Raw genomic sequence first — 14,654 nt, 5'->3', positions numbered from 1 at the left:
GTATTTTCAAACCTCACACGCCGACCGGTATTATTTTGCATAGTGAATTCTTTACGTGTAAGGCTAAGCTCCAATCTTTGAGATTTAAGTTCTCTACCTTGAAGGATTATAGCAACAATAACACCCGCAAAGGCAAGGCCAGAAAAAAGTGTATTTAGTGAACCAGATGCGTCACCGCGTGACGCATCATCTGATAATTTCAAAAATCCTTCGCCGTACATTTTCCAAGTAAAAAAATAACTAATGAAAGAGTAGAAAATAAAAAAGCTGGATGTAAGACAATATCAAAAATTTTTTTGATAACGTTCTTAAAAAAAATAAATGAGAAATTAAAGCATCTCACAGCTTTTCCTGTCAAATTAAAAGATTAGGCTGCGCGTGTGCAGGGCTAATTGCAACTATTGATATATCGGTACGAGGACGGATACCACCAATCTTCTTAACTTTCCTTTCGACAATTTTTGCAGTGAATTCAATACTTCCGATTTCTTCAATGGTTTTGTCCTTCATCCCATTTATAAATTCCGGAACAAGTATTTCAGCCCAAAATTCTTTTTGTGCCCCCTTACGATTAATGTGAGAAAATCTCCAACGCGTTCTATACGGGGAGTTATAAACAACATGAAGACTTGCATAGTATTCATCTATAGATAGAATTTCTTCATTTTCATCTTCAAAAAACGAAAAATATTTTCTATCTTCCTTTTTAATTGACACTTGCTCGACTTCTTCATCACGAATTTGAAATTCATTAATTTCTTCTTTTTCTAGAACAGAAGTCATATCATCAAGATGAATCTTCGATTTTTTATTAACAATCAGGTCTATTATTACTTTCTTTGTATCATCATCCAGCTTAGCTTCTTCAATTTCCTTTATTACAGCGTCATAGTCTCCGCGTTTGCTAATTAATTTTTCTGATATCCATTTTAGAAATACAACAGGCAACTTGAGAATTGTTCGAGCATCAAGCCCGAAAAATTGCAAAAGTGTAGCAGCAATGCCAGTTGCAACAACCTCCCGTTGAGAGAGGAAATCAACTAATGCTTCAAATGACCCAGGGCGAAACCCTGTGACATTTATCCGCAAGTCAGTTTTTAAAAACTCTTTTGCGACGAGTTTGTGGTAATTACAAAATCCTGCAAGTGAAATTGCAAAATATTCCGCATCAATTTCGCCACTTTTTATATATCCAGCCTGTTTATATATAAGTTTAAACCCTTCAGGATGTGGACAATGCGGGATATCTTGGCTAAGCAATCCACCTTGCATAGGCTCCTCCTCAGAAGAAACTGACTGGAAAAATTAAAGAATATTTTGCATCATTATAGCAAGCTAGGCGTAACTATACAATCACTGATGAATGGAACATTTTTTCGATATAAATTGAAAGAATTAAACATATTTTTTGTCCCTCTTGCCATCCTTCTCTTTTATGGATATCTTCTGGATATACAGAGGATAGAAACATGCAAAATCAAACGAAAGTATCACAATGGGGTAATTCCCTTGCGATTCGGCTCCCCCAAGCTCTGGTCAATGAATTGGCTATCGAGCGTGGTGTTGATGTTGAGTTGGAAATTGAAAATGACGGCTTTAGGGTGAAAATTCCCTCGATGCCTAAGAAATTCACGCTTGATGAACTCCTTGCTGGGGTCACGCCTGACAATCTTCATGGCGAATTTGATTGGGGTAAAGCGCAAGGCAAGGAAGCATGGTAGCAGCATATATTCCTGATGCCGGGGATATTGTCTGGTTGAATTTTGACCTTCAAGCGGGTCATGAACAAGCTGGACACCGACCTGCTATCGTTCTGTCACCAAAAGCATATAACAGCCGTACAGGGCTATGCTTGGTTGTGCCTGTCACTAATCAAAGCAAGGGCTACCCTTTTGAACTGGCGCTTCCTGCCGGGTGTAAGACTACAGGCGTTGCACTTTGCGACCAGATGAGAAGTCTGGATTGGAAAGCGCGGCAAGCAGCTTTGAAAGGAACTGTCGGACATGATTTTGCGCGGGAAGTCTTAGCAAGATTTTTACCACTGGTGACATGGTAATACTAGTGGGATTCGAACTGGAAAGCTCACTGTGAACAGATTTTGTTTGAAATGCTTGGATGTTTTTGAAAGAAAAGCGAAAGAGTACATAGAGACAAGGAAAACTTAGGACTATTATCTCTAATTTATCCCTCTAAAAAATTAAATCAACTAATAGCATGTATTTTAAGGGATAGTTGAGAGAGGCTTAGTCTCCCACCCTCTCCGCCATATGATGTTAAAACAGGCTGTTATGCTTTTTGCATGACAGCCTGTTTTTTATGGCCTGCGGCTTGTGGTTCGATTTATGGGCCGCTGGCACAAAAATATCCGACCATAGCAATGGTTGGTGCTATTGATCACCTTCTCGGCCTGCCATCAGGCCGAGAAAAAGCCATCGCCATATTCGTGGTCATAAATGAACACCGCATACAACAAGAGACCGAAAATCTATGCGTGTCTTGCCGTATTCTAAAAATAATCCCACGCATATCGCGTTGCGCCCCAAGGCATTCTCTGATTGGATCACAATGCGGACTTACTGCCTGCCCGAAGCCTGAAATTCTCTGGGCGTAACGCCGAACTTCTTGCGAAACGCCGCGCTGAAATGGCTCAGACTCTGATACCCGATATGCATGCCTGCCTCTGTGACGTTCATCGTGCCTGAAGCCAGCAACTCACGGGCCATTTCAAGACGGTAATTTCTGAAATATTCAAAAACCGGCATGCCGAAAATCTGCTTAAAGCCGAATTTCAGCTTTTTTTCATTTATCCCGGCCAGCTTTGCCAGTTGCATTATGGATGGTGGGTTTTCCATATCCTGAAGCAGCAGTTCTCTGGCATCCCTGATGCGGCTCACGTCCGAAGCTGCAAGCCTGGGCGTCGTGGGGGCAGACTCAGGCGACAGGTACTCCGCGAGTTGCAGGCCGATCAGTTCAAGCGCTCGGGCTTCCAGGTGCAGCCTGCGCAACGGCCCGGCATATGCGGCCCCCAGCACATCCGCCACAAGACGCATTTTGAGGGGGCATTGCCGCCCGACCCATTGAAAAGCCGTATTTTTACCTCCAATGGCGCCCGCCAATCCCCTCGGCAGCTTTGCCCGTTCCAACTCCATATAGTCTTCCAGAAATTCCGGCGCGGCCAGAATGCTCAAACGCTGCATACCGCCCTTGCAGTCCAGAACGCCGCTTGTTTCAGGCAGATACGTAATGCGGTTGCTGCCACTTGTGTGCACGCACTGGGTACGGCTGAGAGCCCCCTGTGCGTAACGGCAGCAGTTCAGCCCCGCAAGCATAAAGCCGAAGATCACGGGTGAAGAGTCAATGACAAATTCCGTCCGGCAGCGAACGGCCGCAGGCACACGGGCGAACTGCAACGCCAGCCCCGGTTTGAGCATCAGGGGGCTGGTTCCTGCCATCTTGTACACATTGGAAGCGGCAAAGGCCGCCATATCTGGATTACGGTGCATGGCATGCGGTGAAAAAAGGGCGCTCACTTTGGGCGTTGCGCTGGAGATTGTTGTTCACGCTTCCTCCCGGCCCCGGCGTACGCTCACGGGCCGCACTGATAATACAAGCCTATCCCCGCCGGGGGCAGTTTTTGGCCCCTACGGGGTTAGTCCTTCTGTTCAATGGAGTGTACTGAAAAGAACATTCAATTTCAACAACAGGCAGGACGAACATGCGCTACCTTTCCCTGAGCCTCGCAGCCCTCGGGCTGTGCCTGAGCGTCACGGCGGCAACGGCAAAACCAGGCCCTGCGGCCCCGGACTACACACTGGACGCCGTAACGGTTACCGCCACCAAGCGTGAGCAAAAAGTCAAGGATATTGCCACAAGCATATCCACCGCCACCGATCTTGACCTGGAAAATGCCGCTGCCCACACCCTGAAGGATGCCACCCGGCTTTTTCCCAACGTGCACATGAAAAGCACCAGTTCGGGCAATGAAATTGTCATCCGTGGATTTTCCACCTGGGATACGGCCCTGCAATCACCGGCCGGCCTGTATGTGGACGAGATCCCCTACCCCATTTCCTACATGCAGAACCTCTACCTGCTGGACATAGACAAGGTGGAGGTCTTGCGCGGCCCGCAGGGAACCCTTTTCGGTCAGAACAGTGAATCCGGCGTGGTCAACCTGACGCGCCGCGTGCCGGGCGACCAGGTTCGGGCGCACATTTTTACCGATGCCGGCACCTACAATACCTACCGTCTGGGGGCTGCCGCCTCCGCGCCCCTTCTTGAAGACAGGGCCTATTTTTCCGGCAGCTTTTTACGCCACCAAAGCGATGGATATGTGGACAATCTGTATAAAGACAGCACCCGCGCCGCGCGGCACGAATCCACCTCCGGCAGAGGCATGTTGCGCCTGACCCCCACAGACAGACTGGACCTGCGCTTCTCGCTGGACGCTTCGCGCCAGGAAGATGGCGTGGGAACCATGCGGCTCGACACCGGCCCCTACCGCTCCAACAGGTGGGAAGTACGTTCAGACGCCGCGGATTCGTCTTCCGCAAACTTTACCTTGCCCGCGCTGATCGCCAGCTATATGGGCGATGCTGTCAAGCTCACGTCCATTTCCAGCTATACGGCATACAACTATGAAATGAAGAGCGACATAGACAGAACCCCACTGCCTACCGGGGTTTCAGACATGCAGATCAATCAGCGCGGCTTTACGCAGGAACTGCGGCTGGCCTCTGTGGGCAAATCACGTCTCTCATGGGTGACCGGAACATACCTCGGCTCGTCAAGAACAGAAACAGACATGAATCGCCTCATGCAGCGCGCCGTGGCCCGGTCCTACCTTCATACGGACTATACCAGCGATACGGGAGCTCTCTTCGGCCAGAGCACATGGTCCATCGTTGAAGGACTGCGACTGACCCTGGGCCTGCGCGCCGAACATACGCGGCTGAACGGCGAGCAGACCTACCGCACCATGGCCTCGCGGCGGCACTACACCAAGGATGTCTCCTACACTGAACTGCTGCCCATGGCCTCGCTTTCGTGGGACGCCACAGACAATATCACTCCGTACATTTCCTGGTCACAGGGCTATCTGCCCGGCGGGTTCAACGTCTTTTCAGCCAACAACCGCAACAACTTCTATTATGATCCGGAGTACAGCACCAACTATGAGCTGGGGCTGAAAACCCACTGGCTGGATGACAGGCTTATGGCCAATATCACTGCTTTTTATTCCTCCATCCGCGACAAACAGGTGCGGGAAGAAGACCCCTCCGGCGGCGTAGGCACGTGGAAGTTCACCAACTCTGCCCAGGCGCACTCGTCAGGGCTGGAAGCGGAGATAAAGGCTTACCCGCTGCCCGGCCTGGAACTGCGGGGCGGCGTGGGCTACGCCCGCGCGATTGTAGACGACTGGACCACCACGGTTAACGGCGTTAAAAAGGATTTCAGCGGCAAGCGCCTGCCCTGGGCGCCGGAGCTGACCTATAATGTGGGCGTGGGCTATACGCATGAAACCGGGCTGTTCGCCCAGGTGGACCTGTTCGGAGCCGGAAAACAGTATTTTGATGCAGAAAACACACTCAGCGATTCGGGCTATCAGACCATAAACGCCCAGATCGGCTACCACGGCGATAACTGGGATGTTTCGGTATGGGGCAAAAACGTTCTGGACGCCCGCTATGCCACCAAAAAACTGGTTGCCGCAGGCCAGACCATTGTGGAAGACGGCGCTCCCATGACGTTTGGCGTCAGCGTGGGCTGGAGGTTCTAGCCATGACAGCACACAGCGTGACTCCAACGGCAGTGCTGCCGTTTGCGGCTCTGTCGGACTGGCTTGTGGCTCCGGTGCGCATGGCGTTGCTCAGCCTGGCCCTGGAACTGGAACTGCCGGACATTCTTGACAGCAAGCACAGCCTGCCCGACATTGCCGCCTCGTTACAGGAGCATTGCGGCAAAACGGCGGATACCGCCCGGCTGACAAGCCTTATGGATGCGATGGCTGCGGCCGGGCTTGCCCTCAAAAATGGCGGCAGGTACGCCAACAGCCCTTTTGCGGGAGACTATCTGCGCAAGGGATCTCCGGCATATCTTGGCGACCTGATCGCCTCGCTGACCGGAATGCAGCACCGCAACCTTTCCAGCCTGCGCCAGCGTCTCTTTGACGAGGTTCCTGCACCTGCGGAAAGCAGACAAAGCCCCCGCATCGACCTGCGCGGCGAGGCCCACTGGAAGCGTTCAATGGCGGGATTGGCCGCATACCAGAAGGCCGGCGCGGCAAACAGCCTGGCGCGGCTGATCGCGGCTCTTCCCGGCGCGGCGCGGTTTACCTCCATGCTGGACCTGGGATGCGGGCCGGGAATCACGGCCCTGTACGCGGCAGACATGCTGCCGGGGCTGCATGTGACGCTTTGTGATTTTGCCCCTGTGCTGGACATGGCCCGGGCCGAAGCGAAAAGCCTGGGCCTGTGCGAGCGCGTGTGTCTGAAGCCTGGTGATTTCAACGAGTGCGATCTTGGCCTTGGGTACGACCTCGTATGGGCCTGCCAAAGCCTTTATTACGCCAATGACCTGCATGCCTTCATAAAAAAAGTCCACCGGGCCTTGCGCCCCGGCGGCATGTTCGTCAGCGTTCATGAAGGGGTGCAGGAAGGAATCGCCCCGGCGGAGCTTGTGCTTTCGCGGCTTTCTCTGGCCATGGAAGGTCAGGATGTTTCCCTGGCGCACGGGCAGATGGCTGCCGCCGCCACCGCCGCCGGGCTGGAGCGCATCAGTACGCAGCCCATACCCATGCTTTTTGGAGAAGCCCATATGGAAGTATTTCAGAAGTCTTGCGGACAAGACGCGGGAGACAACACATGAAGCTCATGATGATGCTGCCCGCGCTGCTGCTCCTTGCACTGGGATACCCCACCCATGCCGCCTCTTCAGTGGAAGGGGCGGCTCCGGCCGGTCTGCCGGTCTTGCGGCTGGCAGCGCCCTTTGTGCCGCAGGCCCTGCCTCTGCTGCACGCCGGCGAGAGCGAAGCGTTCCGCAAGGCCGGGGCAACGGCGAAATTTACCTTCTGGCGTTCGCCGGAGCAATTGCGCGCCCTCGTGGCGAACGGGCAGACAGACGCGGCAGTAACCGCCCTGCCCACAGCGGCCGTGCTGGCCCGGCGCGGCGTGCCGTGCACGGTGTTGGCGGCCTACGCCGCCCCCCTGTGGCTGGTCGGCCCGGCCCATCTGGCGCGTGACGGCGAACCGCCCGCGGATACCTTTCGGCGGCTGCTTGAAAGCGCGGTGCTTTTACCATTCGGCCCCGGCAACATGCCGGAGCTTGCCTTGCGCATGCTGGCCGCGCAAACAGGCATTGGCTGCACGCCCCGCCACTGCGGCAGCGCCATGGAAGCCCTCAACCTGCTGCGTCTCGGGCAGGGCAGCGTGGCGCTCCTGCCCGAGCCTTCTGCCTCCCTGGCCACAGCCGGAGGAGAATTCGTCCAGCTGCTTGACCTGCGCGACATCTGGGCCGCCGCCTTTCCCGAACATCCGGACATGGCCGCAGCCTGCCTTGTGGCAGTGGGGCCTGCTGCGCACGATCCGGCTTTACGCGCGCTGCTGCGCCAAAGCTTTGCGCAGGGGATGCGCCAGATGGCCGATGCGCCGGAAAGCGTCCTTGCCGCAGCAGCCGAACGTCATACGGAATTCAACGTAATCCGTGAACGTGTGCCGGACGGAGGCGCTGCCCTGCTGCGCTCCGCAGCATTGCTCACAGGCGAAAGAGGGAAAAAGGCCGTGTTGTTCGTACTACAGCAAGTGTATGAGCTTTCGCCGTCTTCAGTGGGCGGCGTCCTGCCCGCGGACGATTTCTGGGATATGGGTCACGATGAATAATACCCGAACGGCAAAAAACTCTGCCGCCTTTCGCTGGCGTCTGGCAGGCTGCCTGTGCTTTCTGGGCGCGTGGCAATGGGCCTCCGCCCATGCCGGAAGCCTGGCCCTGGCATCGCCTGTGGAGACATGGCGGGCGCTGATGGATATGGCCGCGCATCCGGCCTTCTGGACACAGGGCATGCTGCCCACTCTGGGACGAGTGCTGTCCGGCTTCGGCCTGGGGCTTGTGGTGGGAGGCGCACTGGGCTGGGCCGCCGGCATCTGCCCCGCAGCCGGATTTATGCTCCTGCCCTTTCGCTGGGTCCTGTCCAGTGTACCCGGCGTGGTTCTGGTCATCCTGGCCATGCTCTGGTGCGGCGTCGGTTCGGCCATGATCATCCTGATTGTGGCCCTGACCAGCATCCCGACCATTTACATGGCGCTTCAGGAAGGCCTGCGCGCGGTTGACCCGGCGCTGTGCGAAATGGCCCGCGCCTACAGGATCAGCCTGCGCAAACGGCTTACAGAACTGTATCTGCCCGCGGTTGCCGCACCGCTGTTTTCGGCATGCGTGGTGGCCCTTGGCGGCGGCATGCGCGTTGCCATTCTGGGTGAAACCCTCGGGGCTTCGCAGGGGCTGGGTTACATGCTGGCTCTGGCAAGGGCCGATCTGGATACGCCCAAACTGTACGCCGTAGCCCTGGTCAGCATGCTGCTGGTCAGCGTCATTGAAGCCACATTTCTGCGCTGCCTGCGTAAAAAACTGCATTGCGGAGCAAGATCATGAATCCTGTAGTCACGCTGTGCGGCGTGGGACACCGTTTCGGCGCGCACGCGGTGCTGCGCGGTGTTGATTTTACCCTTATGCCCGGCAGTTGCGCTGTGCTCACCGGCCCCAGCGGAACGGGCAAATCCACCCTGATCCGCATCATGACCGGGCTGCTGCGCCCGCAGGAAGGGATTGCAACGCTTGCAGCCCACCGGGTGGGCTTTGTTTTTCAGGAGCCGCGTCTCCTGCCCTGGCGCACGGCCCTGCAAAACGTCCTGCTGCCTTGCGAGTCGCGGTCCCCGCAAGCGCGCCGCAACGCCCTTGACCTGCTGGAAACCGTTGGTCTGTCCGCCGCCGCAGACCTGCTCCCCCAGGAGCTGTCCGGCGGCATGCGCCAGCGCGTTTCCCTGGCGCGCGCGCTGGCGGTACGGCCTGACCTGCTTGTTCTGGACGAGCCGTTCACAGGGCTGGACGGCCCCCTGCGCGACGACATGAAAAAACTCATTGAAGACCTGATGCATGCCGGTCATGCCCAGACCGCTATGGCTGTGGTACAGGTGGCGCACCACGAACAGGACATCCTGCGCCACGCCGACGCACATTTTCGCCTCGAACACGGCACGCTGGTCGCCGGGCAGCGCAACCTGCCCTGACCCGGCCGCTGGATGTCCGGCAAGGGGCCTGCTAGACTGTGCCGCAAAGCGGACCAGCCGAAAAACTCCGGGGCTGCCGCACCGGCGGCAGGCGGGGTGCCGCGCAATGGCAGCCGTAAAGGATAAAGGGAACATGCTGTACAGTATAAAAATGCGCGCTGAAAGCGGCTCGCGGCATATTTCAGGAGCGGAGCGCATCGTGGAGCGCCACGATATGGCCCAGGCCATGGATGCCCTGACCCGCCGGGGCATGGAGCATCCCAACGGTCCGGCCGAGGCGGTTACCGTTACCGTTCGCCCCATAACACGACCCCTTGTGCGCATTCCGGCCCTGCCCGTGCATGAGCCGCGCGTGTGCGACCAGCATGAGGCCCGACGGGTGCTGACCGAAGAACTGCGGGGCATGGTTCTTAACCCGACCCCGGTACTCGACCTGCTGTATGGCTTGCGCCAGCCCATGCGTGGAGCTGTGCTTCTGGACGTGACCAGCATGGAACGTCTGGAGCCTGATCCGCAACGGGGTGTGCGGGCGACGTGCATGGATTACACGGGCAATCGCGGGGAAGGCAAAAATCATTTCAGGGAGGCCCTTTGCCTTGCCAGCAAGGTCGCCCACTGCTCCCAGATTATCGGCGAGCTGTGCATTTCTGACGATCCGGACTATACGACGGGTTACTTTGCCTCACAGCGCAGAGGCTACGTGCGCATCCATCACATAAAGCAGGCCGGACAGCAGATGGGCGGGCGCATTTTTCTTTTCAGGGGGCAACAGGCCGAGGTCGGGCAGTGTATGGACTATCTTGAAAACCAGCCCGTCATGGTTCTTATGGAGCACCTGTGAACGATTTTTCCGCCCGGCTTGAAGCCATCAGGGCCGCGCACCTGTACCGGCGCCTGCGCACGCTTTCCACACCGCAGGACAGGGAAGTCGTCATCGACGGCCAGCGTGTGCTGCTCTTTTCTTCCAACAGCTACCTGGGCCTCGGCGTTAACGCGCAGATCCGCCGCAGTGCTGTGCGCGCACTGGAAGAATTCGGCACCGGATCCGGCGGGTCACGCCTGGTTACGGGCAACATGACGCCGCACATGCAGCTTGAATCGGCCCTCTCGGCGTTCAAGGGCAGCAAGTCCGCCCTGGCCTTTACCAGCGGCTATACGGCCAATGTGGGTGTTATCAGCGCCCTGTGCCACAAGGATACGGTCATCTTCAGCGATGCGCTCAACCATGCCAGCATCATTGACGGCTGCCGTCTGGCGCGGGGGTGTACCGCTGTTTACGCCCACAACGATCTGGACGACCTGCTGGAAAAAATCCGGCAACTGCGCCCCAGGCAGGGCTTTATCATTACCGACGGCGTATTCAGCATGGATGGCGATCTGGCGCGACTGCCGGAACTGGCCGACATTGCCCGCAGTTATGGCCTGACGCTTATGGTGGATGACGCCCATGCCACTGGTGTGCTGGGCGCTACGGGACGCGGCACGCTGGAACACTTCGGCCTCAGCCATGAGGACGTGCCGGTTATCACGGGTACCCTCAGCAAGGCTATTCCCAGCGAAGGCGGTTTTGTCTGCGGCAGTGAACATCTTTGCGAACTGCTCAGGAATACGGCGCGGCCCTTTATTTTCACTACGGCCCCCTCGCCTGCCGCCGTTGCCGCCGCCACTGCGGGCCTTGAACATATTGCCGCGCACCCCGAACTGGTGCGCCGCCTTCAGGACAACGTGGCCTATTTTACCGGCAGCCTGGCAGAACAGGGCATGAACGTGCCGGGCCAAAGCCCCATCATCCCCATCATGGCCGGTGAAGAAGAAAAGGCCGTGCGTGCCGCGGAGGCCCTGCTGGCTCTGGGGGTTTTTGCGCCCTGCATCCGTTATCCCACAGTGCCGCGGGGTCAGGCGCGGCTGCGCCTGACTGTCATGGCCTCCCACACCCGCGACGACCTGGATCATGCTGCGGTCAGCCTGCGAAAGGCGCTGGCAGGCGTGTAAAAATCCCGCTTCAGACGTCAGCGGGCAAGCCGCCGCAATCATCGGCGCTTCAGGCACGCGTTGCCCGAAAATCAGGCCTGATGCATCTCACTGCAAACAACACGGTTTCTGCCGGTCTTTTTGGCCCGGTACAGGCAGGCGTCCGCCTCTTTCACCGTCATCTCAAAAACAGAAGCATTGTCCGGCAGAGGCCCGTTGAGGTCGATGCAACTCACCCCCAGGCTGACCGTGATGACAATGCCATGCCCCTCGTACGCCAGCGGCTCCGCACAGATATGCCGCCGCAACCGCTCCGCCACGCTGTACCCCGGCTGCAAACCCATGCCGGGTAAAAGCAGGATGAACTCCTCCCCACCGTATCGGCAGCACAGGTCATCCTCGCGCAACTGCGAAAGAAATATCTGGGCCATGTGGCGCAATACTGCATCGCCACAGGCATGCCCCCATGTGTCGTTGATTTTTTTAAAGTAGTCGATATCGGCCATGATAATGGCGGCCTGCCCCTGGTCCGGCGGGTTTTTCAGCATATCCATGGCCCGGCTGATAAAAGCGCGGCGGTTCAGCAGGCCTGTCAGGGAGTCACGGCAGGACATTTCTTTATATCTGGTGGAAAGACGGGTGAGCTTGGACACGCTTTTATCCAGCTCTTCAACCATTGTGTTGAAAGCGGTGGAAAAATCGCCAAGAAAATTTGCGCGGTGCTGGTACTCCCCTTTGGCGATACAGCGGGCCTGCCACGTCAGATGACGCAGATTGGCCTGCAATGCCTTGAGCGAACCTATAACATACCCTCTTTCATTACAGTTGTAGGTCAATTCGCCCCTGCCCAGGGCATCCGTCATGTGGCGTATGCCCCAAAGCAACGCGCAAAGCTGTTCCATACCGCCCGCATGGCGGATGTTTTCAGGAATTTCATCGCGCTCGATCGCTCTGCGGCTCAAAACCGCATGCACATACTGTATCACATCCTCTATCGACGACTTTCCGTCGCGGCCAACAAAAGCGCTCTTTCCATTTTCGGCCATACTACACCACCTTGCGGATCTGCCATACTGTATTTCACGCCGATCATTGCAGAAGAGTCCGGATGCCCCTGGTTTCTGGACATATGCGGCAGCGGCCCTGCAAAAATCTCCGGGTACAACAGGGCGTTTCCGCAATATCCGGCAGCAGCCTGCCCGGACGCGCGCCGGGGCGCTTGAGCCACCCGGCAGGCCGGTGTGCGCGAAATAATGGTAAGTGTATTATATAAACACTCTCCCCACGCCAAACAATAATTTATTACATTCGATATTTCAGAAAGATTTTATCGAACCATGAAAACAATTTACATTTAAATTATTTTGGCTTTTCTTTGCAAAAAGAAAAACAAAAACCTGATTACATGCTCCGCAAACTCAATGCCATACTGTGTCCTGTGCCGGCGCAAATCATCCTTGCAAGAACGCTTCCAGTTTATGGAAAATCCCCTCCGCCCAAGCCGCAGGCCCGATTGACGGGCGCACAGTAATTGACCCCAGGACAGCACGAGGCGCTTCATGAGCCGGATCGCATCAACCATCTTCTTTTTGGGCATCCTCTTCACGCTGCCGTCAACACGGCCGTTTGACAACAGCGCCTTTGCACGCCAGGTGGAACTGTCCCCCCCGCAGGGGCGGCAGACTGCCCCGTTTTCCCATGCCGACACCGCCCACATCCCGCAACATGCCGACGCCGTTGGCCTTCATCAGGGCATGGCTGGCGACAACAGCGCCACGGCTTCAGGCACAGCAGAAGAAGCCACGGCAAGGCCTGGCTCCGACCCGGCAGACGAAACAGCGAATCGGGACGAGCCGTCTCTACTTCATCAGCACAGACCCGCTATCCTGCTGGCGGTGACGCTACTTGCCGCCCTCGGCTACCAGGGCCTCGCATCCCATAAAAAAAAGAAACTCTCAAACCTGCAGAACTGTGACGTCCTTACCGGGCTGCATACTCTGCACAGCTTCAAAAACGAATGCGTCGCGCACCTCAAACAAAAAGACGGCCATTCACATGCGATTGTGCAGTTTGATATCAGCAAGTTCAAAATCATCAATGACAAATTCGGCTTTACAGAAGGGGACAGCCTGTTGTGCCTGTGCGGCGAGGCGCTCCACTCCGCCCTGTCGGACACAGAGTGCTGCGCCAGAAGCTTTGCAGACCAGTTTACCGCCTTTCTTCGCTATGACGACCTGCACTCTCTGAAAGAACGCATTTACAGCATTATCAATACCATTGAGCAATGGCGTGCCGGAAACGGCATGTCCACCAGGATTGAGCTGCGCTGCGGGGTATATATCATCGACAGATATGCGCACCCCCACAATGACATCCAGCAGGCTATGGATCTGGCGGGCTATGCGTTGCAAGAGTCGAAAAAACGCGGAAAAAGCAAAATGGTGCTCTATGATGAAAGCATGCGCAAGACGTCCCTGCTCCATCAGGACCTCAAAGACAGCATCACTACGGCTCTGGAGCGGGAAGAGCTGAAAGTATGGTTTCAGCCCAAGGTGAACATGCTCTCCAATTCCGTCATCGGCAGTGAAGCCCTCGCACGCTGGTATCACCCGACGCACGGTCTGCTGCTGCCGGGAAAATTCATGCCCCTTTTTGAGCACAGCGGCGATGTACTGCGTGTGGATTTTTACATCTTCGAACAGGTCTGCAAAACCATACATCAATGGGAACGCGACGGCATCATGACAAGCACCGTATCGTGCAATTTTTCAAGCCAGCACTTTGAGCGCCCGGAATTCTGCCGCCGTCTGGTAGAAATCGCCTCGCGACATTCCGTACCCCACGAGCTGCTTGAAGTGGAAATCACGGAAAGTACCATGCTGCAAAATCCCGATGCGGCCAATATACAGATAAAGCGCCTTCGCGACCTGGGCTTCAGGACGAGCATTGACGACTTTGGTTCCGGCTACTCATCGCTTGGCCTGCTGCAACTTTTCACTGCCGACGTCATCAAGTTTGACAGAAGCTTTGTAAAGCGGAACCTCGCTGGCAAAAGGGCGCAGATCGTGCTTGGCAGCATGATAGAACTGACGCGGCAGCTTGGTATGAGCGCCATCTGCGAAGGTGTCGAAACAAGGGAGCAGGCCAATATCCTCATGCAGCACGGCTGCTATAATGCCCAGGGCTTCTACTACGCGCGGCCCATGCCCGCAGACCAGTTTAAAAACCTGCTGCGCGTGGGACGGGTTTCGCCCGGAAAAACCGACAGCACAGGCATGCCCAAAAACCGCCGTGCAACCAGGGTGTCGCCGCTCTGATGCCTGCGCGCGCAGACAAAAACGCCCCGGCCAGGAACATCCTGGCCGGGGACCGCTTGGCAGCCCCATCGTGCGCCGTTGCCCCGGG

The 14,654-nt window shown here is 56.2% G+C and carries 13 protein-coding genes; 10 read left to right on the top strand and 3 right to left on the bottom strand.

All coding sequences use genetic code 11. The features are described from left to right. Positions 1 to 354 precede the first annotated feature (354 nt). Positions 355 to 1,272 (bottom strand): hypothetical protein, encoded by a 918-nt coding sequence (locus QZ377_RS03010; RefSeq protein WP_291439410.1) that lies wholly within the window; start codon positions 1,270 to 1,272, stop codon positions 355 to 357. Between the two features lie 197 nt (positions 1,273 to 1,469). On the opposite strand from QZ377_RS03010, the gene QZ377_RS03005 reads away from it, so the two are divergent. Both QZ377_RS03005 and mazF read left to right on the top strand, forming a co-directional pair. Further along, positions 1,470 to 1,721: an AbrB/MazE/SpoVT family DNA-binding domain-containing protein gene (locus QZ377_RS03005; RefSeq protein ID WP_291439408.1), complete on the top strand. Its 252-nt coding sequence runs from the start codon at positions 1,470 to 1,472 to the stop codon at positions 1,719 to 1,721. Beyond that, on the top strand, positions 1,715 to 2,056 hold the full coding sequence (gene mazF / locus QZ377_RS03000) for an endoribonuclease MazF (protein WP_291439406.1): 342 nt from the start codon (positions 1,715 to 1,717) through the stop codon (positions 2,054 to 2,056). The genes QZ377_RS03005 and mazF overlap by 7 nt, the downstream gene beginning before the upstream one ends. Before the next feature lie 517 nt (positions 2,057 to 2,573). Here the strand turns inward: mazF and QZ377_RS02995 are convergent. After that, positions 2,574 to 3,503 (bottom strand): AraC family transcriptional regulator, encoded by a 930-nt coding sequence (locus QZ377_RS02995; RefSeq protein WP_291439404.1) that lies wholly within the window; start codon positions 3,501 to 3,503, stop codon positions 2,574 to 2,576. A 212-nt stretch (positions 3,504 to 3,715) separates the two neighbouring features. Between QZ377_RS02995 and QZ377_RS02990 the strand changes: the two genes are divergently transcribed. The 7 genes from QZ377_RS02990 to bioF all read left to right on the top strand — a co-directional run bounded on the left by QZ377_RS02990 (position 3,716) and on the right by bioF (position 11,270). Beyond that, on the top strand, positions 3,716 to 5,779 hold the full coding sequence (locus QZ377_RS02990; protein ID WP_291439402.1) for a TonB-dependent receptor: 2,064 nt from the start codon (positions 3,716 to 3,718) through the stop codon (positions 5,777 to 5,779). Between the two features lie 2 nt (positions 5,780 to 5,781). After that, on the top strand, positions 5,782 to 6,867 hold the full coding sequence (locus QZ377_RS02985; protein ID WP_291439400.1) for a class I SAM-dependent methyltransferase: 1,086 nt from the start codon (positions 5,782 to 5,784) through the stop codon (positions 6,865 to 6,867). Next, positions 6,864 to 7,877 carry a hypothetical protein gene (locus QZ377_RS02980; RefSeq protein WP_291439398.1) on the top strand — a complete coding sequence of 338 codons (1,014 nt, stop codon included), beginning with the start codon at positions 6,864 to 6,866 and terminating at the stop codon, positions 7,875 to 7,877. Before QZ377_RS02985 ends, QZ377_RS02980 begins: the two co-directional genes overlap by 4 nt. Beyond that, a complete protein-coding gene (locus QZ377_RS02975; protein WP_291439396.1) occupies positions 7,870 to 8,643 on the top strand; it encodes an ABC transporter permease subunit in 774 nt (257 codons plus the stop codon). Before QZ377_RS02980 ends, QZ377_RS02975 begins: the two co-directional genes overlap by 8 nt. Further along, a complete protein-coding gene (locus QZ377_RS02970; RefSeq protein WP_291439394.1) occupies positions 8,640 to 9,278 on the top strand; it encodes an ATP-binding cassette domain-containing protein in 639 nt (212 codons plus the stop codon). Before QZ377_RS02975 ends, QZ377_RS02970 begins: the two co-directional genes overlap by 4 nt. Before the next feature lie 133 nt (positions 9,279 to 9,411). Further along, positions 9,412 to 10,119, top strand: coding sequence for a 6-carboxyhexanoate--CoA ligase (locus tag QZ377_RS02965; protein WP_291439392.1), 708 nt, complete (start codon positions 9,412 to 9,414; stop codon positions 10,117 to 10,119). Then, the gene (gene bioF, locus QZ377_RS02960; protein WP_291439390.1) at positions 10,116 to 11,270 is read left to right on the top strand and encodes an 8-amino-7-oxononanoate synthase; all 1,155 of its coding nucleotides are present in this window, start codon (positions 10,116 to 10,118) and stop codon (positions 11,268 to 11,270) included. The genes QZ377_RS02965 and bioF overlap by 4 nt, the downstream gene beginning before the upstream one ends. A gap of 71 nt (positions 11,271 to 11,341) precedes the next feature. Here the strand turns inward: bioF and QZ377_RS02955 are convergent, their stop codons facing one another. Continuing rightward, positions 11,342 to 12,295, bottom strand: coding sequence for a GGDEF domain-containing protein (locus tag QZ377_RS02955; RefSeq protein WP_291439388.1), 954 nt, complete (start codon positions 12,293 to 12,295; stop codon positions 11,342 to 11,344). A 513-nt stretch (positions 12,296 to 12,808) separates the two neighbouring features. Between QZ377_RS02955 and QZ377_RS02950 the strand changes: the two genes are divergently transcribed. Beyond that, positions 12,809 to 14,566, top strand: a complete 1,758-nt coding sequence (locus tag QZ377_RS02950) for a bifunctional diguanylate cyclase/phosphodiesterase (RefSeq protein WP_291439386.1) — start codon at positions 12,809 to 12,811, stop codon at positions 14,564 to 14,566. The last annotated feature ends 88 nt before the right edge of the window (positions 14,567 to 14,654 follow it).

It is taken from the genome of Desulfovibrio sp., assembly GCF_019424165.1.
Classification (GTDB): Bacteria; Desulfobacterota; Desulfovibrionia; order Desulfovibrionales; family Desulfovibrionaceae; genus Desulfovibrio.
This window is presented reverse-complemented; position numbering and strand designations above follow the sequence as displayed.